Below are 22,287 nucleotides of genomic sequence, written 5' to 3' on the forward strand. Positions count from 1 at the left end.
CGGCACCGACACGCTAATCGGCGTCGGCTTCGTCGACCGGCTCAGGTGGTGACAGGCGACCGCTGTCGGCACTGAGCAGGCGCTGCGCCAGCACCGCCGCCTGCGTGCGGCGCGACAGGCCGAGCTTGCGCAGGATCGCCGTCACATGCGCCTTGATCGTCGCTTCGGAGATATCAAGGTCACCGCCGATCTGCTTGTTCAAGCGGCCGTCGGCCAGCAGCGTCAGCACGCGGAATTGCTGCGGTGTCAGGCTGGCGACGCGCGCGGCCAACTCGGCGTCGGCGTCGGCGGCCGAGCTGCCCAGCAGCAGCTCCGGCGGCACCCAGGTATCGCCGTCGAGCACCGCGCGCAAGCCTTCGGCGATCTGCTCGGTACTCGACGACTTGGGAATGAACGCGCTGGCGCCGAAGTCGAGCGCACGGCGGATCACGCCGGGATCTTCTTCGGCCGACACGATCGCGATCGGCAGCGCCGGGTGCTGCGCGCGCAGCTCGATCAGCGTCGAAAAGCCCTGCGCGCCCGGCATCCGCAGGTCGAGCAGCAGCAAGTCGGCATCGGCATGGGCTTGCACCGCCGCCTGCAGTTCGGCCACGCCGGACGACTCGACGACCCGCGCACCGGGCAGCACGCGCATCAGCGTCTCGCGCAGCGCCGCACGAAACAGCGGGTGATCGTCGGCCAGCAATACCAAGGGTTCATTCATGCGCCGCGCCTGATCCGATCCGCAACGCTGGCACCTGCCAGCACGTTCGACTTTAGTCGCAGTTCGACTTTCGGCCAATGGCGGGCGCACAGCGCGCTGACCATGCTGGCCTCACTAACGGCCGACGCAGCACAAACCAAACAGGCCGCCCACCGTGCGAGGAGAAGCACCGATGAATTTGATCACGCGCCAACGCGCCCCCGGCGCCTTGCTGTTGGCCACTGCCACGCTGTCGGCGCTGGTCGCCGCTCCGGCCAGCCACGCCGCCGACGTCAGCGATACCAAGCTCACCTGGGGCGGCTACGTGAAGCTGGACATCATGTACAGCCACTTCAGCGACGGCCCGGTGCCGCAAGGCATCGGTCGCGACACCTACATCCCGAACCAGATCCCGGTGTCGGCCACCGGTGATGACGACGCCCATACGTATCTGGACTTCCACGCCAAGGAAACGCGGCTGTTTCTGCGCGGCGAGTCGATCATCGAAGGCCACAAGGTCGGCGGTTATGTCGAGATGGACTTCATCGTCGCCCAGGGCGTCGGCACCGAAGCGGTGACCAACGCCTACAACCCAGGTCTGCGCAACGCTTACATCACCTACGACCAGTTCCTGCTCGGCCAAGACTGGAGCACGTTCCAGAACATGGGCGCGATTCCCGACGTGCTCGACTTCGTTGCCTTCCCGACCGACGGCACCGTGTTCATGCGCGCACCGATGATCCGCTACACCAGCGGCAACTGGGTCGTGTCGCTCGAAAACCCCGAGACGACGATCGCCACCAACGGCGGCGGTCCAACCTACGCCAACACCGACGACAACAACCTGCTGCCGGATCTGGTGGCGCGCTACAACTTCAAGCTCGGCACATCGAGCCTGGCGCTGGCCGGCGTCGCCCGGCAACTGGTGGACAAGGGCCAGGTCGGCAACGTCACCGACAAAGCGGTGGGCTACGGTCTGAGCTTCTCCGGCAAGGTGCCGCTCGGCGACAGCAAGAACGACCTGCGCTTCATGCTCAACGGTGGCGACGGCATCGGCCGCTTCCTGGCACTGAACACGGTTGGCGACGCGGTGATCGACGACGACGGCCGGCTCAAGACGCTGCGCGTCATCAACGGCTACTTGGCGCTGCGTCATCCGTGGACCGATCACCTGCGCAGCAGCATCGGCGTGTCACATCTGAGCAGCAACGCCGATGCTGCCGAGCTGGGCGTCAACGCCACGCAGGACGTGACCAGCGGCTTCGTCAACCTGCTGTACTCGCCGTTCACGAAGATGACCTTCGGCACCGAGCTGCGCTACGGCGAGCGCAACACCGTGGCCGACAACAAGGGCGAGCTGATGCGCCTGCAGTTCTCGGCCAAGTACGTGTTCTAAAGGCAGTGCCCGGGCGGGCCGCTGCGAGCTTGCGCAGCAGCCCGCCTATTGTGGACGCGCGCAATGGCCTAATCTGGCGCCCCGCGTGCCGCTGCACGGCCGCGCTTGCGAAGCCCTCATGCATTACCGCCATCACTATCACGCCGGCAATTTCGCCGACGTGCTCAAGCATCTCGTTCTGCTGGCCGCGCTCGATGCGCTCAACGGCAAGGACAAGCCTTGGTTGTTTCTGGACACCCACGCGGGAGCCGGGCGCTACGACCTGCGCCACGCCGCAGCCGAAACCACGGCCGAATGGCGTCAGGGCATCGGCCGCCTGCCGATACCGCCGCCGACCGGCACGCCGGACCTGTTGCGCCGCTACCTGACGCTGGCCGGCGATACGTCCGCCTATCCTGGCTCGCCGGTGTTGGCCGCCGCACTGACGCGTCCCGGTGATCGCCTGGTCGCGTACGAAAAGGTCGACGTCGTCGCCGCCAGCCTCGATGCGCAGCTACGCCACGCGGCGCCCAAGATCAACTGGACCGTGCACCCGCGCGACGGCTATCAGGCCGCTGCGGCCGTGCTGCCGCCGCCGGAAAAACGCGGGCTGGTGCTGATCGACCCGCCGTTCGAGTCGCTGTCGGAATTCGACCAGATCGGCGACTTCCTGCAGACCGCGCAGAGCCGCTTCGTCCAGGGCCAGTACCTGGTCTGGTATCCGGTCAAGAAGCGCTTTGAAACCGACCGCTTTCTACGCCGCATCGCCAAGGCCTCGCCCAAGCCGGTGCTCGACATCCGATTCGACAACGGCGCTCCGGCGCAGGGCCAGATGCACGTCTGCGGCATGGTCGTACTCAACCCGCCCTGGAAGCTCGACGACCAGCTGCGACCGGCGCTGGACGCCGTCGCCCGCGCGTTGGCCCAGGGCCCGCAATCGCAGATCCAGATGCGCTGGATCAAGACGGAGGCCGAATGTCTGAGCAGCAAGTGAAACGTCCGCGCAAGCCGGTGGACCCCGACGTGATCGTGCTGCACGAAGGCGAGTTTCTGCGGCTGCTGCGCCGCGCGCACTGGGAATACGTGGTACGCCCGCACAGCAGCGGCGCCGGCTTTGTCGTCGCGCTGACCGATGCCGACGAGCTGGTGCTGGTCGAGCAGTACCGCCTGCCGGTGCGCGGCCGCACGATCGAGCTGCCGGCCGGCATCATCGGCGACAGCGAGGCCTTTGCCGACGAGGACGCCTGTACCAGCGCGCTGCGCGAGCTGGAAGAAGAAACCGGCTTTCGCGGCGCCGAAGCACAACTGATCACCACCGCGCCGACCGCGGCCGGCCTGACCGCCGAAACCAGCTACTTCGTCCGCGTGCGCGGCCTGACCCGGGTGCATGCCGGCGGTGGTGTCGACGGCGAGGACATCACCGTGCATTGCGTGGCGCTGGATGGCATCGACGACTGGCTCGACGCCCAGCGCGGCGCGGGTCTGGCGGTCGATGCGCGCATCTATGCCGCGCTGCACTTCATCGCCCGGGAACGCCGCTAGACACCGCGTGCTGCCGGTTTGCCCCGCCCGGCGATCTCCCCTAAGGTAGCCCGGTAGCCGGGGGTGCCCGTCGCGAGCGGATCGCGGGGCTGAGATCACACCCTTGGAACCTGGCCGGCCTTGCCGGCGTAGGGATGGCTCGACACGACGCGCAGCCTGGCTGCGCCCGCGAGCGCATCCCGTTTCGACGACGTACACCTGGATGCTGCCGCCATGAATCTGCCGATCAATCCGCTGCCCGAGATGTTCCGCCGCGCCGACGAGCTGTCGGCCGACTTGCGCAAGCCCTTTCCTGCCAGCCGCAAGATCCACGTCGACGGACCCGGCGGCATCCGCGTGCCGATGCGCGAAATCAGCCTGACGCCGACGCACACCGCCAGCGGCGACGAACCCAACCCGCCAGTCACCGTCTACGACACGTCCGGCCCGTACACCGACCCGAGCGTCGCGATCGACTTGCGCAAGGGCTTGCCGGCGGTCCGCGACGGCTGGATCGAAGCGCGCGGCGATACCGAGCAGCTGCGTGGCCCGAGCTCCTTGTTCGGCCGCATTCGCGCTGCCGACGACAAGACCCGCGATCTGCGCTTCGAGCACATCCGCGCGCCGCGCCGCGCCAAGGCCGGCGCCAACGTCAGCCAGATGCATTACGCGCGCTTGGGGCAAATCACGCCCGAGATGGAATACATCGCGATCCGCGAGAATGCGCGGCTCGACGAACTGCGCAGCACCTACGAGGCCGCCGGCTACCTGCGTCGCCAGCACGCCGGCAACAGCTTCGGCGCCCTGCTGCAAAAGCAGATCACGCCCGAGTTCGTGCGCTCCGAAGTGGCGCGGGGGCGCGCGATCATTCCGGCCAACATCAACCACCCGGAGCTGGAGCCGATGATCATCGGCCGCAACTTCCGCGTGAAGATCAACGCCAACATCGGCAACTCGGCGGTCACGTCCAGCATCGCCGAAGAAGTCGAGAAGATGGTCTGGAGCACGCGCTGGGGCGGCGACACGGTGATGGACCTGTCCACCGGCAAGAACATCCACGAAACCCGTGAATGGATCCTGCGCAACAGCCCAGTGCCGATCGGCACCGTGCCGATCTACCAGGCGCTGGAGAAGGTCAACGGCAAGGCCGAAGAGCTGACCTGGGAGATCTACCGCGACACGCTGATCGAACAGGCCGAACAAGGCGTCGACTACTTCACGATCCACGCCGGCGTGCTGCTGCGCTACATCCCGCTGACCGCCAACCGGATGACCGGCATCGTGTCGCGTGGCGGCAGCATCCTGGCCAAGTGGTGCCTGGCGCATCACAAGGAGAACTTCCTCTATACGCACTTCGAGGAAATCTGCGAAATCATGAAGGCCTACGACGTCAGCTTCAGCCTCGGTGACGGCCTGCGTCCGGGCTCGATCGCCGACGCCAACGACGAAGCGCAGTTCGGCGAGCTGCACACGCTGGGCGAGCTGACGCAGATCGCCTGGAAGCACGACGTGCAGACGATGATCGAAGGCCCCGGCCATGTGCCGATGCAGCTGATCAAGGAAAACATGGAGGAGCAGCTGCAGCATTGCTTCGAGGCGCCGTTCTACACGCTCGGCCCGTTGACCACCGACATCGCGCCCGGCTACGACCACATCACCAGCGGCATCGGCGCCGCCAACATCGGCTGGTACGGCTGCGCGATGCTGTGCTACGTGACGCCCAAGGAGCACCTCGGCCTGCCCGACAAGGACGACGTGCGCGAAGGCATCATCACCTACAAGATCGCCGCGCACGCCGCCGACTTGGCCAAGGGCTTTCCTGGCGCGCAGGTGCGCGACAACGCGCTGTCCAAGGCGCGCTTCGAGTTCCGCTGGCAGGATCAGTTCAACCTGGGTCTGGACCCGGAAAAAGCACAGGAATTCCACGATGAAACCTTGCCGCAGGAAGGCGCGAAGCTGGCGCACTTCTGCAGCATGTGCGGCCCGCACTTCTGCTCGATGAAGATCACGCAGGACGTGCGCGACTACGCAGCCAAGATCGGCAGCGAGGCCGATCAAGCGCTGCAGGCCGGCATGGCCGAGAAGAGCGAAGAATTCAAACAGCGCGGCGCCGAGGTCTACCACAAGCTGTAACGGCGTCCGCTGTCCGACCGCGCCGTCAGGGACCACGGCGCCGATCGAATGGCGACTGCGGCGGCGGAGTCCGTCGCAGCGCATCTTGAGCAACGGTCAACATGAGTCATTGCGCCATCATCGGGGCCGGCGCCGCCGGCCTGAGCGCGGCCCGCACGCTGCGTGACGCCGGCATCGCCGTCAGCCTGTTCGACAAAGGCCGCCGCGCGGGTGGCCGGCTGGCATCGCGGACCAGCGACTACGGCGACTTCGACCACGGCGCGCAGTTCCTGCGCCTGCGCGACGTCGGCCTGCTGGAACACGCGCGGCAGTGGGAGCAAGCCGCCGCGCTGAGCATCTGGCCCGAGGTCGGCGAAGCCGGAAAGCCCACCGCGCTGATCGGCACACCGACGATGAATGCGCTGGCCCAGCACTGGGCCAGCGGCCTGGCCGTGCACTGCAGCCATGAACTGCAGCGGATCGACGGCAGCCCGGGCCGGTGGACGCTGCAGTTTGCCGATGGTGTCAGCAGCGGCCCGTACACCGCACTGATCGTCACTGCACCGGCGCCGCAAGCACTGGCCTGGTATGGCGACACACCGATGGCCTCGGCGTTGCAGCGCGTCGAATACGCGCCATGCATCGCACTGATGTGGGTACCCGACAGCGCCACCTTGCCGGCACTGGCGACACTGAGCCCGCCTGCTGGCAGCGGCATCGGCTTCATCGCTCGCGAAGATCTGAAGCCGGGCCGTGGCGGCGTACCGCGCTATCAGGTGCACGCGGATGCCGACTGGAGCCAGCAACAGATCGAGCAGGCGCCGGCGGTCTCCGGTGCCGAGCTGCAGCGCCGCGCCGCACGCCTGCTCGGCATCGGCGACGGCGCGCGGTACGCGCAGGCGCACCGCTGGCGCTACGCACTGGTAACGCAGCCGATCGGCCAGGCCTGCCTGTCCGACGCGGCGCGCGGCTGGCACTACGCCAGCGACGCCTGCCTCGGCGGGCGCGTCGAAGCCGCGCTGCTCAGCGGCCGCGCGGCAGCACAAGCCGTGATCGAAGCAGGAGCCGGCCGATGAGCACCCCGTTGATCGCCACCCGCGCGGCCGGCCTGCAAAGCCTGGCCGCATTCGTTCCGCGAGCCGGCCGCGCTTACGCCGACGGCCGCAACGTCGACGCCGGCCCCGACCAGCCGCGCGCCGTATCCGGCCTCTCGCCATACGTGCGTCACCGGCTGCTGACCGAAGCCGAGATCGTCGACGCCGTGCTGCAGCGGCACACGCTGTCCGCGGCGGAAAAGTTCGTCCAGGAAGTCTGCTGGCGCACGTACTGGAAAGGCTGGCTGCAGCAGCGGCCGCAGGCTTGGCGCGACTACGTGGCAGCGCGCGACGCGCATTTGCTGCGTCTGCAGCAGATCAGCGGTTTGCGACTCGGCTACACGCAAGCCTGCGAAGGGCGCACCGGCATCGACTGCTTCGACGCCTGGGCACAGGAGCTGGTCGCGACCGGCACGCTGCATAACCACACGCGCATGTGGTTCGCATCGATCTGGATCTTCACGCTGCGCTTGCCATGGGAACTCGGCGCGGACTGGTTCATGCGCCACCTGGCCGACGCCGACGCCGCCAGCAACACGCTGAGCTGGCGCTGGGTCGCCGGCTTGCACACGGTCGGCAAGCACTACGTGGCGCGCGCCGAGAACATCGAGCGCTACACGCGCGGCCGCTTCAACCCGGTTGGTCAGTTGAACGAATCAGCCGCGCCGCTGACAGCGCCTCCGCCCTACGCGCGACAGCCGTTGGCGACGTTGCCGAGCGACGACCCGGGCACGCCGAGCGCGCTGCTGCTGACCGACGACGACCTCAGCGCCGGCGATCTGTGGCCGGCAGCGGCGCCGCCACCGCGGGCGATCGCGGTGTTTCGCGGCGGCATCGCCGCGCGCTCGCCGCAGCCATTGGGCGCCGTCGCTTCCGCGTTTGCAAATGCGGCGATCGACGATGCGATGGCGCGGCTGCGCCAGCGCTGGCCTGACAGCGTGGTCGTCGAACCCGAAGCGCTGGCCGACACCGGAGCCCAGCAGATCCGGATGGCGGAGGCGCCGGTCGGTCCGGGTGCCGACGCCTTGCCGACGCTGCCGCTGCCGGTGGTCGCGCTGCGACGCGATTGGGACGCCGCGTTCTGGCCGCATGCGATGCGCGGGTTCTTCCAGCTGCGCGAGCGCATCCCGCAGATTCTCGGGCGCTGACGCGATGATGCGCTCGCCGCTGTTGGTGAACCGGCCGACGTCATGACCGGCGTGGCGCAACAGGGCCTGTTCGCCGATGCCGGCGACGGCGACGTCGTCAGTCCTCATCGCATCGCCGAGGCGGTCGATGCGCTGCGGCTACAGCATGGCGAGCTCGACGCGCTGGCCTTGCTGTGCCGACTCGGGTGGAGCGAGTGCGTGCCGCCGTTGCGGCGCTGGCCGCGCGACGTTGCAGCCGCGCTCACCGCGCTGCGCCACGCACAGCACTACGCCGCCCAGCAGGGATTGCAGCCGACCGTGCCATCGCCGCGACCGCCCGGCTGGCCGGTGGCACTGAGCCCGGCCGAGCGCGAGCTGTCCGAGCGTTGTCGGACGACGATGCGACGCCCGGCCGTGGCCGCGCAGTTCGATCTGTTCGGCGACAACGCCGGTGTCGCGGCCGAAGCCGACACCCGTCGCGCGCTGATGGCCGGTGATGCCAAAGCAGCCCGAACGGCGCTACGCGGCTGCCGCGATGCGCGCTCCGCCGATGCGCTGACGCGTTTGATCGACGCCATCGAGCGCCCTGCGTCGGACATCGGCGCACGCTGCGTCGAGTTGCAGACCACAGTCACCACGATCGCGCGCCAGCAGCTGGGCGCCGCGGCGGAGGCGTATCTGGCGCAGCGCTGGTCCGAGCTGGCGACCATCAGCGACACGCTGCCGCTGGATGCGACCCGCGCGCTGCCGCACGCGAGCCTGGCGTGGCTGCACGCCGGCCAGCCAGCGCGCGCTTGCGAATGCATCGAACGGGATCCGTTGTGGCCACAGCATCCGCAACTGCTGATCGTCTACGGCCGCGCCGCCGCCCGGCTCGGTCGCACCGGGCCGTCACGGCAGGCCTGGATGCAGCTGTGCTGGCAGCACCCAGCGCAAGCCGAAGCGGCGCTCGACGACGGCAGCGGCGACGCCGCGCTGGACCAGCATTGGCGCGACTTTCAATCCGCCGAGCTGGCGTTCGCGACCCGCGATTTCCCCGCCTGGATGCTGATTGCCGATCGTCGTCACGTCGGCTTTCTGCCCCGGCCGATGACATCGGACGAGGCTGCCGCCACGGCCTACGAGGCGCTGCTCGCACTGATCCGCAGCGGTGGCGCGATCGAAGCGCGGCGCGCGTTGCAGCAGTGCCAGCCAGCGCTGTTGACGCTGTACCTTGCCGCTGCGGTCATCGCGGCCTGAACCCCCGATGTCTAGGACAAAACGACCATACGGGACGGCGCCCGCTCCATGGCAAGCTGCCGTCACTTTCTAACGAGATGACTTCGTGAAGCCGAATTCGACGCTGCACTGCGCAATGGCCCGCCGCCTGGGCGCTTTGCTGATCCGGGTGGCGCCGCTCGCCGTCATTGGCTGGCCGGGCCCCGGTCTGGCCTCGGCGCCGGCGTGGACCGACCTGAGCTTGCGCGATACCAGCAGCAGCCTGCTGCAAGCGCGGCCGATTCAGCCCGAGCGGGCGCGGCTGTTCCGCTTCGACAGCAACGCGCTGCAAGCACAGCTGGCGGCCGCCGACCAGGGCCGCGACACGATCAGCCTGCCGATGCCGGACGGCCGCACGCTGACGTTCCAGCTGCAGCGCAGCGACGTGATGAGCCCAGGCCTGGCGGCGCGCTATCCGCAGATCCGCACCTGGCGGGGTACGGCCGTCGGCGATCCGCAGATCAGCGGGCGCTTCGACTACGGCCCGCGCGGCTTCCACGGCCTGGTGTCGACACCGCAGGGCAGCGTGTACATCGACCCGTTGCTGCGCGGTGATGTCGAACGTCACCAGAGCTATTTTGTCCGCGACATGCCGGCGCGCCGGCGCGTTGCCGACACGGTGCTGTCACCGTCGGCAATCGCCCGTCGCGACGCGCTGGCCGCGGCTAGCGCGAACAAGGGCGTCAGCATCTCCGGCGACTTGCGCACCTATCGGCTGGCGCTGGCCACGACCGGCGAGTACGCCCAGTTCCACGACCCGAATAACGCCACGCCGGACAAGGCCGTCGTGCTCGCCGAACTGGTCAACGTCGTCAACCGCGTCACCGGGGTCTACGAGCGCGAATTGGGCATCCGCCTGCAGCTGATCGACAACAACGACGAGCTGATCTTCACCAATCCCCTGCTGGACCCGTACGTCAACGAAGACGGCACGTCGATGGTGACGACCAATACGGCGACGCTGAACATGCGCGTCGGCGAGGCGGCCTACGACATCGGCCACGTCGTCAGCACCGGCGGCGGTGGCGTGGCCGGCTTGGGCGTCGTCTGCAGCAGCGACAAAGGTGCCGGCGTCACCGGCCTGAGCGCGCCGGTCGGCGACCCGTTCTACATCGACTACGTCGCCCACGAGATGGGCCATCAGTTCGGCGCCAACCACACGTTCAACAGCGAAGCCGGGGCTTGCGGCGGCGGCAATCGCAACGCCGACACCGCCTACGAACCCGGTAGCGGCTCGACGATCATGGCCTACGCCGGCATCTGCGGCGTCGACAACATCGCCAACCAGAGCGACGCGTTCTTCCACAGCGCCAGCTTCGACGAGATCGTGGCGTATACGCGCACCAACACCGGCAACAGCTGCGGTGTACTGACGACCACCGGAAACCGCGCACCGGTCGCCGATGCCGGCCCCAGCGGCCTGACGATTCCGAAGCAGACCCCGTTTGAATTGACCGGCAGCGGCACGGACGCCGACGGCGACGTGTTGCGCTATCAGTGGGAGCAATTCGACCTGGGCGCGGCCGGCGCGCCGAATGCGCCCGATGCCACCGCGCCGCTGTTCCGCTCGTTCGCGCCGAGCACGTCGCCGACACGAACGTTTCCGCAGATGGCCGACGTGCTGCTCGGCACGCCGCGGCTCGGCGAGAGCCTGCCCGACGTCGCCCGCGACCTGAACTTCCGCTTCGTCGTCCGCGATGGTCGCGCGGCCAACGCTGATGGCACCGATGCCGGCGGCGTCGGCAGTGCCGATCGCGTGGTCAAGGTGACCGATCTGGCCGGGCCTTTCCGCGTGCTGACGCCGGCCGAGGTCGGCGCCCGCTTCAACGCGGGCGCAACGCTGCCGGTGAGCTGGGACGTGGCCGGCACGACCGCGACGCCGGTGTCCTGCGCCAGCGTCGACCTGGTGCTGCTCGGCGTCGACAGCGCCGGTTCGCGCTTCAGCCGCGTGCTGCGATCGGCGACACCGAACGACGGCGCCGACAGCGTTGAACTGCCCAATCTGGCCACCACGCAGGGCCGCGTGCTGGCGCGCTGCAGCACCGGACTGTTCTTCAACGTCTCGCCGGTGGATTTCACGCTGGTGGCGCCGCCAAACCGCGCGCCGCTGGCCGCACTGAGCGCCACGCCGGCCAGCGGTGCACCAGAGCTGAACGTGACGCTCGACGCGAGCGCTTCGGGCGATCCCGATCTCGGCGACGGCATCGCGCGCTACCGCTTCGACTTTGGCGACGGCAGCGCTGCCGTCGAACAAGCCAGCCCGCGGATCAGCCACCGCTACACGGCGCTGGGCACGTACACCGCCAGCGTTGTCGCCACCGACCGCAATGGCGTCATCAGCACGCCGGCAACGGCCACGGTCACGGTCGCCACGCCGAGCACCAACAGCGGCGGTGGCGGTGGCGGCGGTGCGATCGGCGGCGGCCTGCTGCTGATGCTGGCGGGCGCCGCAGCGGTACGACGGCGCGCGCGCGGCTAGGCTCGACGATGGAAATCGGCGCCAAATTGAAGATTCTCGCCGACGCGGCCAAGTATGACGCGTCGTGCTCGTCGTCAGGCGGCAAGAATCGCAATTCGCTGAACAGCGGCGGTATCGGCAGCACCGAAGGCATGGGCATCTGCCACGCGTACACGCCCGACGGCCGCTGCATATCGCTGCTGAAGATCCTGCTGACCAACTTCTGCACCTACGACTGCGCGTACTGCATCAACCGCCGCAGCAGCAACGTCGAGCGCGCGCGGTTTTCGGTAAAGGAAGTCGTCGATCTGACGCTGAACTTCTACAAGCGCAATTACATCGAAGGCTTGTTCCTGTCGTCCGGCATCATCCGCAGCGCCGACTACACGATGGAGCAACTGGTGCGCGTGGCCAAAAGCCTGCGGCTGGATCACCGCTTTCGCGGCTACATCCACTTGAAGACGATCCCCGACGCCTCGCCCGAGCTGATCACCGAAGCCGGACGCTGGGCCGACCGCTTGTCGATCAACATCGAAATGCCGACCGAAAGTGGCCTGCAGGCGCTGGCGCCGGAAAAAAATCTGCGCGACATCCGTGCCGCGATGGGCAACCTGCGGCTGTCGATCGACGAAGCCCGCGCCGAACCCAAGGCACCGCGCTTCGCGCCGGCCGGCCAGAGCACGCAGATGATCGTCGGCGCCGACGATGCCAGCGACCGCGCGGTGCTGAGCACCAGCCACAATCTGTACAACAACTACGGCATGCGCCGCGTCTACTACAGCGCGTTCAGCCCAATACCCGACGCCTCCAAGGCGCTGCCGCTGATTGCGCCGCCGCTGGTGCGCGAGCATCGGCTGTACCAGGCCGACTGGCTGCTGCGCTTCTACGGCTTCACCGTCGACGACATCGCCCCGCCTGACGACGCGCATGCCAATCTCGACCTCGACGTCGATCCAAAAACCGCGTGGGCGCTGCGCAACCGCGAGTTCTTCCCGGTCGACGTCAACACCGCCAGCCGCGAAGCGCTGCTGCGCGTGCCGGGGCTGGGCGTCAAGACGGTCGACCGGTTGTTGCAACTGCGCTTGCACAAGCGGCTGCGCTTTGAAGACCTGAGCAAGCTGCGCGTACCGACGCGCAAAGTCGCGCCGTTCGTGGTCACCGTCGACCACCGGCCGCGCGAGCAATCGGAGAGCACGCAGCTGCGCCGCCAGCTGGTCGCGCCGCAGCAGGCCGATCTGTTCGGCTGATGCGCCATATCGAGCTGGCCGACGGCGTCGATCTCGCGCAGTGGCGCGATCACGCACGCGCCTTGCTGGTGGCCGGCGTCGCGCCAGAGCACGTCAGCTGGAGCACGCGCAGCAGCGGCACCGGCAGCTTGTTCGGCAATGACGACGCCGACGATTCCTCGCAAGACTTGCCATCGTCGGCAGCGACGACCGCTGCAGCGCCGCGCACGCCGGCCACCGCGACCGTGCCGCGCGAGTTCATTGCGCTGGCCGACAAGGTGATCGCGCACCGCGACCCACAGCGTCATGCGCTGCTGTATCGGCTGCTGTGGCGGCTGACGCATGGCGAGCCGCAGCTGCTGAAACTGATCACCGACGACGATGTCGCCCGTGCCCGCCAGCACGCGAAGAACGTCGGCCGCGACCTGCACAAGATGACCGCGTTCGTGCGCTTTCGCGAGCTGTCGCGCGGCGACGGACTGCCGCCGGTCTATATCGCCTGGTTTGAGCCGGAGCACTACATCGTCGAGCGCTGCGCGCCGTTCTTTGTGCGCCGCTTCACCGGTATGCACTGGTCGATTCTGACGCCCTACCGCAGCGCGCACTGGGACGGCGAGTCGTTGCGGCTGGATCGCGGCGCGACGCGTGACCAAGCGCCAAGCGACGATCTGCTCGAAGAACTATGGCGCAGCTACTACGCCAGCATCTTCAACCCGGCGCGGCTCAAGGTGACCGCGATGCGCAGCGAAATGCCAGTGAAGTACTGGAAGAATTTGCCCGAAGCCCGGCTGATACCGACGCTGATCCGCGAGGCGCATCCGCGTGCGCAAGCGATGGTCGCCGCCGCACCGACGCTGCCGCGTAAGCGCATGCACGAAGCCGCTGCGCCGCTGCGCACGCTGGTCGAAGTCGTCGAAGGCAGCCTGGACGAAGTGCGCGAACAAGCGCGCCACTGCCGGCGCTGCGCGCTGTGGGAACCGGCAACGCAGACCGTGTTCGGCAGCGGCCCGGCTGATGCGCAAGTGATGCTGGTCGGCGAGCAACCCGGCGATCGCGAAGACTTGGCCGGACGGCCTTTCGTCGGCCCGGCCGGGCAGTTGCTCGACGAGGCACTGAGAGCCGCCGGGCTCGAGCGCTCGCAGCTGTACCTGACCAACACGGTCAAGCATTTCAAGTTCGAGCCGCGCGGCAAGGACCGGCTGCACAAGCGCGCCGACGCGCGCGAGCAAGGCGCCTGCCGCGCCTGGCTCGATGCGGAGTTGTCGCGAATACAGCCCAGGATCATCGTCTGCGTCGGCAGCATGGCCGCCAGCGCACTGATCGCGCCCGACTTCCGCTTGCTGCAGCAGCGCGGACGCTGGTTCACGCTCGGCAACGGCGTGCAGGCGATCGCCACCGTGCATCCGGCGTATCTGCTGAGGCTGCCCGACGAGGCCGCTCGCGCAGCGGCGTATCAGGACTTCGTCAGCGACTTGCAGGCGGTGGCCGAGGCCGCTGCGCAGCTGCCGTAAAGCGTTCATGCTGTGCTGGCAAGCTGCGTAGATGCGTCGCTACCTTCGCCTGATGCGCTGTCTATGCCCCGCCCCGATCGCCGCCGTTGCGGTGCTCAGCGCCTGCTCGATATCGCCCAAGGAGCCGACCCCGATGGCTGCACGTCCCCTACCCGCAACACTGGTCATCGCGCATCGCGGCGCGTCGGCCTACCGCCCCGAGCACACACTCGCCGCCTATCGACTGGCGATCGAGCTGGGCGCCGACGTGATCGAGCCCGATCTGGTGTCCACGCGCGACGGCGTGCTGGTCGCGCGCCACGAAAACGAGATCAGCGGCACCACTGACGTCGCCGACCATCCGGAGTTCGCGGCGCGGCGCACGACGCGGCAGATCGATGGCGTCACGCTGAGCGGCTGGTTCACCGAAGACTTCACGCTGGCCGAGCTGCGCACGCTGCGTGCGCGCGAGCGCATTCCGCAGATCCGGCCCGGCAATACGTCGTACAACGATCAAGAGCCGATCCCGACGCTGCAGGAGATCATTGATCTTGCGCAGCGGGCGACGCGCGATACCGGGCGGACGATCGGCCTGTATCCGGAAACCAAGCACCCGAGCTATTTCCGGAGCATCGGCCTGCCGCTCGAAGCCCGCTTGGTCGAGCAGTTGCACGCCAACGGCTATCGCGGCGCCGCCGCCCCGGTGTTCATCCAGTCGTTCGAAGTCGGCAACCTGAAAGCGATCCGCGCGATGACCGATCTGCCGATCATCCAGCTGCTGGCCGCACCACCGGAACGACCCTGGGATTTCATCGCATCCGGCGATGCGCGCGGCTATGCCGATCTGATCACGCCGCAAGGCCTGGTCGAGGTGGCGCGCTATGCCACCGGCATCGGCCCCGACAAGAACATGGTGATCGCCCGCGACGCCGACGGACGTCTGCTGCCGCAACCGACGCCGCTGGTCGCTGACGCTCATGCGGCGGGCCTGTGCGTACACCCGTATACGTTCCGCCCCGAGAACCGCTTCTTGCCGGCCGACTTTCGCAGCGCCCCCGCCGACGACGCGACCGCGCGAGGCGATGCGGTGGCCGAGATCCAGCGCTTTCTGGCGGCTGGCGTCGACGGCGTGTTCAGCGACGATGCCGGCGCGGCGCGCCGAGCCGTCGACACAGCGCCACCGCGCTAGACCTTGCGGTCAGACGGCGCGACGCAACCTGTCGCGCTGCTCAGAAAATCCAGGATCAACGGTCAAATCAGCTGCGCGAGCGGTGTAAGCCTTTTGCCAATCGCATATTCAGCGGGTCCTCGCTGCCGCCGTTAGCCGGACAAGCCCGCGCAATTCGCGTCGTGCTCCGCCCCAAAACGCGAGGACTCCGATGAACTCCGATACCGCCAACGCGCTGAAGATCCTGATGTCCGCCACCAGCGCTCTGCTCCTGCTGCTGTCAGGCTCCGCCCAAGCCGCCAGCCTGACCGTGATCGACTACGAAAAGCCGGTGGCCGCGGCGATCAGCCCCGGCAGCCCCGACTTCGATGGTGACGGTCGTACCGATTACTTCGAGATTCGCCGCGAGGCCGCCGCCCGCGGTGCCGACGGCGAACAGACCTGCCTGTACGTCGCGCTGAATCAGGGTGACGGCCGCTGGTCGCACGACCGCGCCTACTGCGCCACCTGGAACGTCAGCACGATGCCGGTGCCGGATCGGGTCACGCGCAGCGGCGCCTCGGAGCATGTGGCGCTGCTGTCGCCGAAGATGCTGATCCCGAAGTTTGGTTACGTCGCCAGCGCGCGTGACGCGGTGTTCGTCAGCGCCAACGGCAAGCCGAGCTTCCTGTTCTACGACGGCGTCGACTACGTGCTGCACACCGGGCTCGATGCCCGCGAGGTGGTCAGCATCGAAGCGATGGAAATGCTGGCGCGCTTCGAAACCCAGCGCGGCGGCCACGCGCAGACCAACGCGGTGTCGGCGCCTTAATGCGCGGCACCGACGGATCGGCGGCGGTACGTCACCGCCGCCGGTCTAGTCGCGAAAGTTTTCGAACTGCAGCGGGATCTCGGTTTCGGTCTTGCGCAGCAGCGCGATCGCGGTCTGTAGATCGTCGCGCTTCTTGCCGGTCACGCGCAGCTTTTCACCGTGGATCGACGCATCGACCTTGAGCTTGGCTTCCTTGATCTTGGCGATCAGCTTCTTGGCCTGGGCCTGTTCGATACCCTGCTTGATCGTGATCTTTTGGCGCGAGCCCGACAGATTCGATTCCGGGTCGTCGGCTTCTACCGCGCGCAGGTCGATACCGCGCCCTGCCAGCCGCTTGTGCAGCATTTCGAGCAACTGGGTCAGATGGTATTCACTCGGCGCGGTCGACTTGATGACCATGTCGTCGAGCTCGAACGAGGCATTGGTGCCGCGCAGGTCGTAGCGATGCTCGATGTCACGCCGCGCTTGATCCACGGCATTGGTCAGCTCGTGCTTGTCGACTTCGGAAACGATATCGAATGAAGGCATGGGACGGTGACGCTCATCAACGCGGAGGGGCGCCAGTATCGGAAATGCGGCGGCGGTCTGCCAATCCGCGCCACCGCCGGGCGCAAGCGATAATGGGCGATGCCCGACTCCTCCCCATCACGCCGGCTGACCATCGTCGGCGGCGGTCCTGCCGGCCTGATGGCCGCCGACGTGGCGCGCGCGGCCGGCATCGAGGTCGATCTGTACGAGCGCATGGGCTCGGTCGGCCGCAAGCTGCTGATCGCCGGCAAGGGCGGCCTCAACCTGACCCATAGCGAGCCGCTGCCCGCGTTCGTCGGCCGCTACCGCGAACGCGCCGACGAGATCGCGCGCTGGCTCGCCGACTTCGGCCCCGATGCGCTGCGGCAGTGGGCGCGCGGCTTGGGCGTCGACACCTTCGTCGGCAGCAGCGGCCGCGTATTCCCGACCGATCTGAAGGCAGCCCCGCTGCTGCGCGGCTGGGTGCGGCAGCTGCGCGCTCGCGGCGTGCGCTTTCATGTCGACCACGACTGCATTGGCCTGGAGGCGGTCGCTGCTGATCACCACTCGGCGCCCCGCTATCGCCTGCGGTTCCAGCACCGCGAGCACGGCGTGATCGAGGTCGAGACGGATGCGCTGATCGTGGCGCTCGGCGGCGCGAGCTGGCCGCAACTGGGCTCCGATGGCCGCTGGACCGGCTGGCTGCCGCGGGCCGGCGTCGAGATCAGCCCGCTGCGGCCGTCGAACTGCGGCTTCGAGCTGGACTGGAGCCCGGTGTTTGCCGAGCGCTTCGCCGGCCAGCCGCTGAAACCGGTGGTGCTGCAACTGCGCAGCGCGCAAGGCCAGACGCTGCAGGCGCAGCAGGGCGAGCTGATGGTCACGCAGCACGGCCTCGAAGGCGGCTTGATCTACGCGATGTCGGCGCCGCTGCGCGACGTGATCGATCGCGACGGCGCGGCGCCGATCGCGCTGGACCTGGCGCCGTCGCGCGACCACGCGTCGCTGCAGCGCGCGCTGTCGGCAGCGCGCGGCAAGCGCAGCCTGACCGAACACTGGCGGCGCAGCGCCGGGCTCGATGCATTGCGCTGCGGGCTGCTGTACGAGGTGCTCGACAGCGATGCGCGACACGATGCCGCGCGCGTCGCCGATGCAATCAAGGCGCTGCCGCTGACGCTGCGCCGGACGCGCCCGATCGCCGAGGCGATCAGCAGCGCCGGCGGCGTGCGCTTCGACGCGCTGAGCGCCGACGAGCCGCTGATGCTGAGCGCGCTGCCTGGCGTCTATGTCGCCGGCGAAATGCTCGACTGGGACGCCCCCACCGGCGGCTACTTGCTGACGGCCTGCTTCGCCAGCGGCTACCGCGCAGCCGTCGCCGCGGTGCAACGGCTACAAGCGGTAAGCGCTTAGCGCAGGCTGAGGGCCCGGCGCGCGACGGCATGGCCGGCGGCGTGCTGCAATGCGACGTGAACTGACTCCACAAAGACAAGGAGGTCGCCATGTCGTTGATCCTGTACGGACACCATTTTTCGTCCTACACGCAGAAAGTGCTGGTCGCGTTGTACGAAAACGCGCTGCCGTTCGACTTCCGCTGCGTCGGCCCCGACCAGCCCGAGCACACCCAGCAATGGCGGCAGCACGCGCCGCTGCGCAAATTCCCGGTGCTGGTCGACGGCGCGCGCAGCGTCGCCGAGACCAGCATCATCATCGAGTACCTGCAACTGCATCATGCCGGCCCGCAGCGGCTGATTCCGGACGATCCGCGCGCCGCGCTCGACGTGCGCTTCATGGACCGCTGCTTCGACCTGCATGTGATGGACGCGGCGCAGCACGCGGTCGACGGCGCGCTCAGCGGCGACGACCGCAAGCGCGCCGAGGGTCTGGCGAGGTCGGCCGACAAACTCGAACGCGTCTATGGCTGGCTGGAACCGCAACTGGCCGGGCACAACTGGGCCGTCGGCAATGAATTCACGCTGGCCGACTGCGCCGCGGCGCCCTCGCTGTTCTATGCCGACTGGGTTCACCGCATCGGCGACGGCTACCCGACTCTGCGCGCCTACCGTGCACGGCTGCTGGCGCGGGCCTCATTCGCCCGCGCGGTCGACGAGGCGCGCTACTTCCGGCCGTATTTCCCGCTCGGTGCGCCCGACCGCGACTAGCGCGTGCGCTGCAGTCGGACGATCAGCTCAAAGTGCGGCGTATGCGGAAACATGTCGAGCAAGCGGGCCTGGCGCGGCTGCAGCGACGGCATCAGCGCCAGGTCGCGGGCCAGTGATTCGACGTTGCAGCTGGAATAGATCAGCGTCTCGACGCCGGACGATTCCAGCCAGCGGCTCAGTTCGGCGCCGATGCCGCGCCGCGGCGGATTGACGATGACCAGCTCTGGCGCCGCATCGGCCTGCTGCGAAAATGCGGTGGCGTCGCCGGCGTGGAAGCGCAAGCCGCGTATAGCCCAGCGCGTCGGCCGTGCGCTGCGCGCTGGCCACGGCGTCGCGGCTGGTTTCGACGCCGACCACATCGCGCCAGCGGCTGGCCACATGCAGCGCAAAGCCGCCGACGCCGCAGTACAGGTCCCAGACACGCGACGGTTCGGCCTGCTCGACCCACTCGCGCGCCTGGGCATAGAGCGCGCCCGCGACCGGCGTGTTGGTTTGGAAGAAGCTCTGCGGCCGCAGTCGCAACGGCAGATCGTTGACCTGGATCGTCAGCTCCGGCGTCTCCGGCGTCAGCAGGATCTCCTGCTCGCCTTCGAGGATCGCCTTGTGCTCGGGCTGCAGGTTGACCGACACCGTGCGCAGTTGCGGCAAGGCCTGTTGCAGCGTGGGCAGATGCAGCCGGATGCGCTCGACCGCCTCGTCGGAGCGCAGCACGAAGCGCAGCATCAGCTCGCCGGTGTCGGACTCGGTCAGCAGCAGATACTTGAGTTCGCCACGGCGCAGCGCGACGTTGTACGGGCTGAGCACGGCCAGTGCGATGAACGATTCCAGCGTGGCGAAGCTGGCTTGCAGGCCGGGCGAATACAGCGCGCAGTCGCTCAGGTCGACGCCCTTGCCATCGGCGTCGAGGATGCCGAGCACCGGGCGGCGCCAACTGCCGCTGACGACCATCTTGGCTTTGTTGCGAAACCCGCTTTCAGCACTGTCGATCGCCGGCAGCCAGTCGAGTTCGGGCCATGAGGCGAGTGCGTCGCGCGCCCGCTGCTGCTTGGCTGCGAGCTGCTGCGGATACGGCTGCGGCAGCTGCGTACAGGATCGGCAGCGGCCGGCGTCAAAATGGGAACACTGCATCGCATGCCACGGCGTCAAGATCGGCCGAGCATGTTACTCGCAAGCCGGGTTGCCCCGGCGAGGTGTCGCTCAGGCCGTGGTCTGGCGGGCGAGCACGGTGGAGCGGCGCAGCGCGACGAATTCGATGACGCCATAGACCACGGCACTGCCGACCATCAGCGGCCGCGACAGCGCGACCTTGCGCATCCACTTGTCCATTTCGTTCCCCGGTTTGCAATTCCAGCGCGCCACGCTAACCGCCGGCGATGACAGCCCGATGGCACGACGATGACAGCGGCCGTCGCACGACTGACACATTGGCTGCCTAGGCTGCGCTTCGCCCCACAGGCCCGACGATGCTGCCGCCACCCGAATCCCCGCCCTTCCTGCCCGCGCTGGCCGAACTGCAACGGCTGATCGATGAGGGCCAGCCCTACCTCGAAGCACGCTTGCTCGGCGAAGTGCGCAGCGGCGCGCATCGCTTTCCGCTACACGCGCTGCTGATGGGCAACCCTGACCCGGACGTGCCGGCCGTCGGCTTCTTCGGCGGCGTCCATGGCCTAGAGCGGATCGGCGCCGAAGTGGTGATGGCCTACGTGCGCAATCTGGTGTCACGGCTGCGCTGGGACCGGCTGCTGCACCAGCATCTGCAGCAAGTGCGGCTGGTGTTCATGCCGCTGGTCAATCCCGGCGGGCTGTGGCGCGGCACCCGCGCCAATCCACGTGGCGTCGACCTGATGCGCAATGCGCCGGTCGACGCAACGCAGCCGGTGCCGTTCATGCTCGGCGGCCAGCGCATCAGCGCCGGCCTGCCCTGGTATCGCGGCGTGGCCGGCGCCCCGATGGAAGTCGAGAGCGCCGCGCTATGCGAGCTGGTCGAGCGCGAGATGCTGGGCCGGCGCTTCAGTCTGGCCGTCGACTGTCATTCCGGCTTCGGCGTGCAGGACCGGCTGTGGTTCCCGTACGCCCACACGGCCGAGCCGATCCCGCACCTAGCGGAAATGCATGCGCTGAGCACGATCTTCGAGGCCACGCATTCGCACCATCCGTATCTGCTCGAACCGCAGAGCGCCGCGTATCTGACCCACGGCGATCTGTGGGATCACCTGTATCGACAAAAGACCCAGCGCCAGGACGGCGGCCTGTTTCTGCCGATGACGCTGGAAATGGGCAGCTGGTTGTGGATCAAGAAGAACCCGCGCCAGCTGTTCACCCGCCATGGCATCTTCAACCCTCAGATTGCCCACCGACAACGCCGCGTGATGCGCCGTCATATCGCCCTGCTCGACTTTTTTACCCGCGCGGCCGCCGGCCACGAAGGCTGGCTGCCATTGGGCGCCGCACGCGAAGCGCATCGCCTGCAGGCGATGCAGCGCTGGTACGCCGGTCGATGACGACCTGGGTACTGCTGCGCGGACTGACGCGCGACCGCCGCCACTGGGGCGCGTTTCTGCCGGCATTTGCGGCGCGCGTGGCACCGACGCCGGTGATCGCGATCGACTTTCCCGGCAACGGCGAGCGGCATCGTCAAGCCAGCTTGCCGACGATCGCAGCGACCACTGACTTCGTCCGAGCCGAACTGGCGCGCTTGCACGTGTCGGAGCCGGTCAGCGTGCTGGCGATGTCGATGGGCGCGATGGTCACCGCCGACTGGGCGCAGCGCTATCCGCAGGACATCGAGCGCGCACTGCTGGTCAACACCAGCCTGCGGCCGTTCAGCCGCATGGATCAGCGGCTGCGGCCGGCGGCGTGGCCGCTGCTGCTGCGCATGCTGATCGGCGCCGCCGATGCGCAGCGCGCCGAGCAGACCATCCTGCAGCTGACCAGCAATCGCACGGCCAGCGCCACGCTGGTCGATGACTGGATCGCCTGGCGCCATTCGCATCCCGTGTCGACCGCCAATGCACTGCGCCAACTCGGCGCGGCAATGCGCTATGCGGCGCCGCGCCAAGCGCCGCCGGTGCCGATTCGCTTGCTCAACGGCGCGGGTGACCGCCTAGTCGACCCCGCCTGCTCGCAGCAGTTGGCGCAGGCCTGGGGCTGCGAGCTGCGCGTGCATCCGAGTGCCGGCCACGATCTGCCGCTGGACGATCCGGCTTGGGTCATCGAGCAGGCGCTGGAGTTCAGCGCTCGGCGATGACATCGGACCAAGGCCTCGGCACGCCGCGCCCCGCATAATGGGCGGCGCTCCCAGGA

The 22,287-nt window shown here is 68.2% G+C and carries 19 protein-coding genes and 1 pseudogene; 16 read left to right on the forward strand and 4 right to left on the reverse strand.

Annotation, left to right across the window (positions count from 1 at the left end; all coding sequences use genetic code 11):
- Window positions 1-13: 13 nt before the first annotated feature.
- Window positions 14-703 carry a response regulator gene (locus BUB09_RS01350; RefSeq protein WP_072893051.1) on the reverse strand — a complete coding sequence of 230 codons (690 nt, stop codon included), beginning with the start codon at window positions 701-703 and terminating at the stop codon, window positions 14-16.
- A 172-nt stretch (window positions 704-875) separates the two neighbouring features.
- Here BUB09_RS01350 and BUB09_RS01355 point away from each other — a divergent pair, with 172 nt between their 5' ends.
- From BUB09_RS01355 to BUB09_RS01410, 12 genes are all read left to right on the forward strand, one after another.
- Window positions 876-2,078: a DcaP family trimeric outer membrane transporter gene (locus BUB09_RS01355; RefSeq protein ID WP_072893054.1), complete on the forward strand. Its 1,203-nt coding sequence runs from the start codon at window positions 876-878 to the stop codon at window positions 2,076-2,078.
- Between the two features lie 118 nt (window positions 2,079-2,196).
- Window positions 2,197-3,051 carry a 23S rRNA (adenine(2030)-N(6))-methyltransferase RlmJ gene (locus BUB09_RS01360; protein ID WP_072893058.1) on the forward strand — a complete coding sequence of 285 codons (855 nt, stop codon included), beginning with the start codon at window positions 2,197-2,199 and terminating at the stop codon, window positions 3,049-3,051.
- Window positions 3,033-3,599: an NUDIX hydrolase gene (locus BUB09_RS01365; protein ID WP_072893987.1), complete on the forward strand. Its 567-nt coding sequence runs from the start codon at window positions 3,033-3,035 to the stop codon at window positions 3,597-3,599. The genes BUB09_RS01360 and BUB09_RS01365 overlap by 19 nt, the downstream gene beginning before the upstream one ends.
- A gap of 243 nt (window positions 3,600-3,842) precedes the next feature.
- Window positions 3,843-5,711, forward strand: a complete 1,869-nt coding sequence (thiC, locus tag BUB09_RS01370; protein ID WP_084083124.1) for a phosphomethylpyrimidine synthase ThiC — start codon at window positions 3,843-3,845, stop codon at window positions 5,709-5,711.
- A 101-nt stretch (window positions 5,712-5,812) separates the two neighbouring features.
- Window positions 5,813-6,766 carry an NAD(P)/FAD-dependent oxidoreductase gene (locus BUB09_RS01375; protein WP_072893062.1) on the forward strand — a complete coding sequence of 318 codons (954 nt, stop codon included), beginning with the start codon at window positions 5,813-5,815 and terminating at the stop codon, window positions 6,764-6,766.
- Window positions 6,763-7,932, forward strand: a complete 1,170-nt coding sequence (locus BUB09_RS01380; protein WP_072893065.1) for an FAD-binding domain-containing protein — start codon at window positions 6,763-6,765, stop codon at window positions 7,930-7,932. Before BUB09_RS01375 ends, BUB09_RS01380 begins: the two co-directional genes overlap by 4 nt.
- 42 nt (window positions 7,933-7,974) lie before the next feature.
- A complete protein-coding gene (locus tag BUB09_RS01385; RefSeq protein WP_072893068.1) occupies window positions 7,975-9,150 on the forward strand; it encodes a hypothetical protein in 1,176 nt (391 codons plus the stop codon).
- An 85-nt stretch (window positions 9,151-9,235) separates the two neighbouring features.
- Window positions 9,236-11,647 (forward strand): reprolysin-like metallopeptidase, encoded by a 2,412-nt coding sequence (locus tag BUB09_RS01390; protein ID WP_139250054.1) that lies wholly within the window; start codon window positions 9,236-9,238, stop codon window positions 11,645-11,647.
- A gap of 8 nt (window positions 11,648-11,655) precedes the next feature.
- Window positions 11,656-12,873, forward strand: a complete 1,218-nt coding sequence (locus tag BUB09_RS01395) for a putative DNA modification/repair radical SAM protein (RefSeq protein ID WP_072893074.1) — start codon at window positions 11,656-11,658, stop codon at window positions 12,871-12,873.
- Window positions 12,873-14,363: a UdgX family uracil-DNA binding protein gene (locus tag BUB09_RS01400; protein WP_072893076.1), complete on the forward strand. Its 1,491-nt coding sequence runs from the start codon at window positions 12,873-12,875 to the stop codon at window positions 14,361-14,363. The genes BUB09_RS01395 and BUB09_RS01400 overlap by 1 nt, the downstream gene beginning before the upstream one ends.
- 31 nt (window positions 14,364-14,394) lie before the next feature.
- On the forward strand, window positions 14,395-15,531 hold the full coding sequence (locus tag BUB09_RS01405; protein ID WP_072893079.1) for a glycerophosphodiester phosphodiesterase: 1,137 nt from the start codon (window positions 14,395-14,397) through the stop codon (window positions 15,529-15,531).
- Between the two features lie 190 nt (window positions 15,532-15,721).
- Entirely contained in the window at window positions 15,722-16,321 is a 600-nt protein-coding gene (locus BUB09_RS01410) for a hypothetical protein (protein WP_072893080.1), read from the forward strand.
- A gap of 45 nt (window positions 16,322-16,366) precedes the next feature.
- Here BUB09_RS01410 and BUB09_RS01415 read toward each other — a convergent pair whose 3' ends face one another.
- Complete coding sequence (locus BUB09_RS01415) at window positions 16,367-16,849, reverse strand: YajQ family cyclic di-GMP-binding protein (RefSeq protein WP_072893083.1); 483 nt, start codon at window positions 16,847-16,849, stop codon at window positions 16,367-16,369.
- A 99-nt stretch (window positions 16,850-16,948) separates the two neighbouring features.
- On the opposite strand from BUB09_RS01415, the gene BUB09_RS01420 reads away from it, so the two are divergent.
- The gene (locus BUB09_RS01420; RefSeq protein WP_072893086.1) at window positions 16,949-18,235 is read left to right on the forward strand and encodes a TIGR03862 family flavoprotein; all 1,287 of its coding nucleotides are present in this window, start codon (window positions 16,949-16,951) and stop codon (window positions 18,233-18,235) included.
- An 89-nt stretch (window positions 18,236-18,324) separates the two neighbouring features.
- Window positions 18,325-18,984, forward strand: coding sequence for a glutathione S-transferase family protein (locus tag BUB09_RS01425; RefSeq protein WP_072893088.1), 660 nt, complete (start codon window positions 18,325-18,327; stop codon window positions 18,982-18,984).
- On the opposite strand, the pseudogene rlmC reads toward BUB09_RS01425, so the two are convergent.
- Together rlmC and BUB09_RS17535 are read right to left on the reverse strand one after the other, a co-directional pair.
- Window positions 18,981-20,112 (reverse strand): annotated as a pseudogene (rlmC, locus tag BUB09_RS17385) (23S rRNA (uracil(747)-C(5))-methyltransferase RlmC). The gene BUB09_RS01425 and the pseudogene rlmC overlap by 4 nt on opposite strands.
- Window positions 20,113-20,181: 69 nt before the next feature.
- On the reverse strand, window positions 20,182-20,310 hold the full coding sequence (locus BUB09_RS17535; protein ID WP_281249892.1) for a hypothetical protein: 129 nt from the start codon (window positions 20,308-20,310) through the stop codon (window positions 20,182-20,184).
- Between the two features lie 137 nt (window positions 20,311-20,447).
- On the opposite strand from BUB09_RS17535, the gene BUB09_RS01435 reads away from it, so the two are divergent.
- Both BUB09_RS01435 and BUB09_RS01440 read left to right on the forward strand, forming a co-directional pair.
- The gene (locus BUB09_RS01435; protein WP_072893091.1) at window positions 20,448-21,485 is read left to right on the forward strand and encodes a M14 family zinc carboxypeptidase; all 1,038 of its coding nucleotides are present in this window, start codon (window positions 20,448-20,450) and stop codon (window positions 21,483-21,485) included.
- Window positions 21,482-22,231 (forward strand): alpha/beta fold hydrolase, encoded by a 750-nt coding sequence (locus tag BUB09_RS01440; protein WP_072893093.1) that lies wholly within the window; start codon window positions 21,482-21,484, stop codon window positions 22,229-22,231. Before BUB09_RS01435 ends, BUB09_RS01440 begins: the two co-directional genes overlap by 4 nt.
- The last annotated feature ends 56 nt before the right edge of the window (window positions 22,232-22,287 follow it).

It is taken from the genome of Hydrocarboniphaga daqingensis, assembly GCF_900129825.1.
Lineage (GTDB): Bacteria > Pseudomonadota > Gammaproteobacteria > Nevskiales > Nevskiaceae > Hydrocarboniphaga > Hydrocarboniphaga daqingensis.

Excerpts from the sequence above, each read along its gene's own strand:
- BUB09_RS01350 (WP_072893051.1), bottom strand. The coding sequence starts at position 703 with ATGAATGAACCCTTGGTATTGCTGGCCGACGATCACCCGCTGTTTCGT.
- BUB09_RS01355 (WP_072893054.1), top strand. The coding sequence starts at position 876 with ATGAATTTGATCACGCGCCAACGCGCCCCCGGCGCCTTGCTGTTGGCC.
- BUB09_RS01360 (WP_072893058.1), top strand. The coding sequence starts at position 2,197 with ATGCATTACCGCCATCACTATCACGCCGGCAATTTCGCCGACGTGCTC.
- BUB09_RS01365 (WP_072893987.1), top strand. The coding sequence starts at position 3,033 with ATGTCTGAGCAGCAAGTGAAACGTCCGCGCAAGCCGGTGGACCCCGAC.
- thiC (WP_084083124.1), top strand. The coding sequence starts at position 3,843 with ATGTTCCGCCGCGCCGACGAGCTGTCGGCCGACTTGCGCAAGCCCTTT.
- BUB09_RS01375 (WP_072893062.1), top strand. The coding sequence starts at position 5,813 with ATGAGTCATTGCGCCATCATCGGGGCCGGCGCCGCCGGCCTGAGCGCG.
- BUB09_RS01380 (WP_072893065.1), top strand. The coding sequence starts at position 6,763 with ATGAGCACCCCGTTGATCGCCACCCGCGCGGCCGGCCTGCAAAGCCTG.
- BUB09_RS01385 (WP_072893068.1), top strand. The coding sequence starts at position 7,975 with ATGACCGGCGTGGCGCAACAGGGCCTGTTCGCCGATGCCGGCGACGGC.
- BUB09_RS01395 (WP_072893074.1), top strand. The coding sequence starts at position 11,656 with ATGGAAATCGGCGCCAAATTGAAGATTCTCGCCGACGCGGCCAAGTAT.
- BUB09_RS01400 (WP_072893076.1), top strand. The coding sequence starts at position 12,873 with ATGCGCCATATCGAGCTGGCCGACGGCGTCGATCTCGCGCAGTGGCGC.
- BUB09_RS01405 (WP_072893079.1), top strand. The coding sequence starts at position 14,395 with ATGCGTCGCTACCTTCGCCTGATGCGCTGTCTATGCCCCGCCCCGATC.
- BUB09_RS01410 (WP_072893080.1), top strand. The coding sequence starts at position 15,722 with ATGAACTCCGATACCGCCAACGCGCTGAAGATCCTGATGTCCGCCACC.
- BUB09_RS01415 (WP_072893083.1), bottom strand. The coding sequence starts at position 16,849 with ATGCCTTCATTCGATATCGTTTCCGAAGTCGACAAGCACGAGCTGACC.
- BUB09_RS01420 (WP_072893086.1), top strand. The coding sequence starts at position 16,949 with ATGCCCGACTCCTCCCCATCACGCCGGCTGACCATCGTCGGCGGCGGT.
- BUB09_RS01425 (WP_072893088.1), top strand. The coding sequence starts at position 18,325 with ATGTCGTTGATCCTGTACGGACACCATTTTTCGTCCTACACGCAGAAA.
- BUB09_RS17535 (WP_281249892.1), bottom strand. The coding sequence starts at position 20,310 with ATGGACAAGTGGATGCGCAAGGTCGCGCTGTCGCGGCCGCTGATGGTC.
- BUB09_RS01435 (WP_072893091.1), top strand. The coding sequence starts at position 20,448 with ATGCTGCCGCCACCCGAATCCCCGCCCTTCCTGCCCGCGCTGGCCGAA.
- BUB09_RS01440 (WP_072893093.1), top strand. The coding sequence starts at position 21,482 with ATGACGACCTGGGTACTGCTGCGCGGACTGACGCGCGACCGCCGCCAC.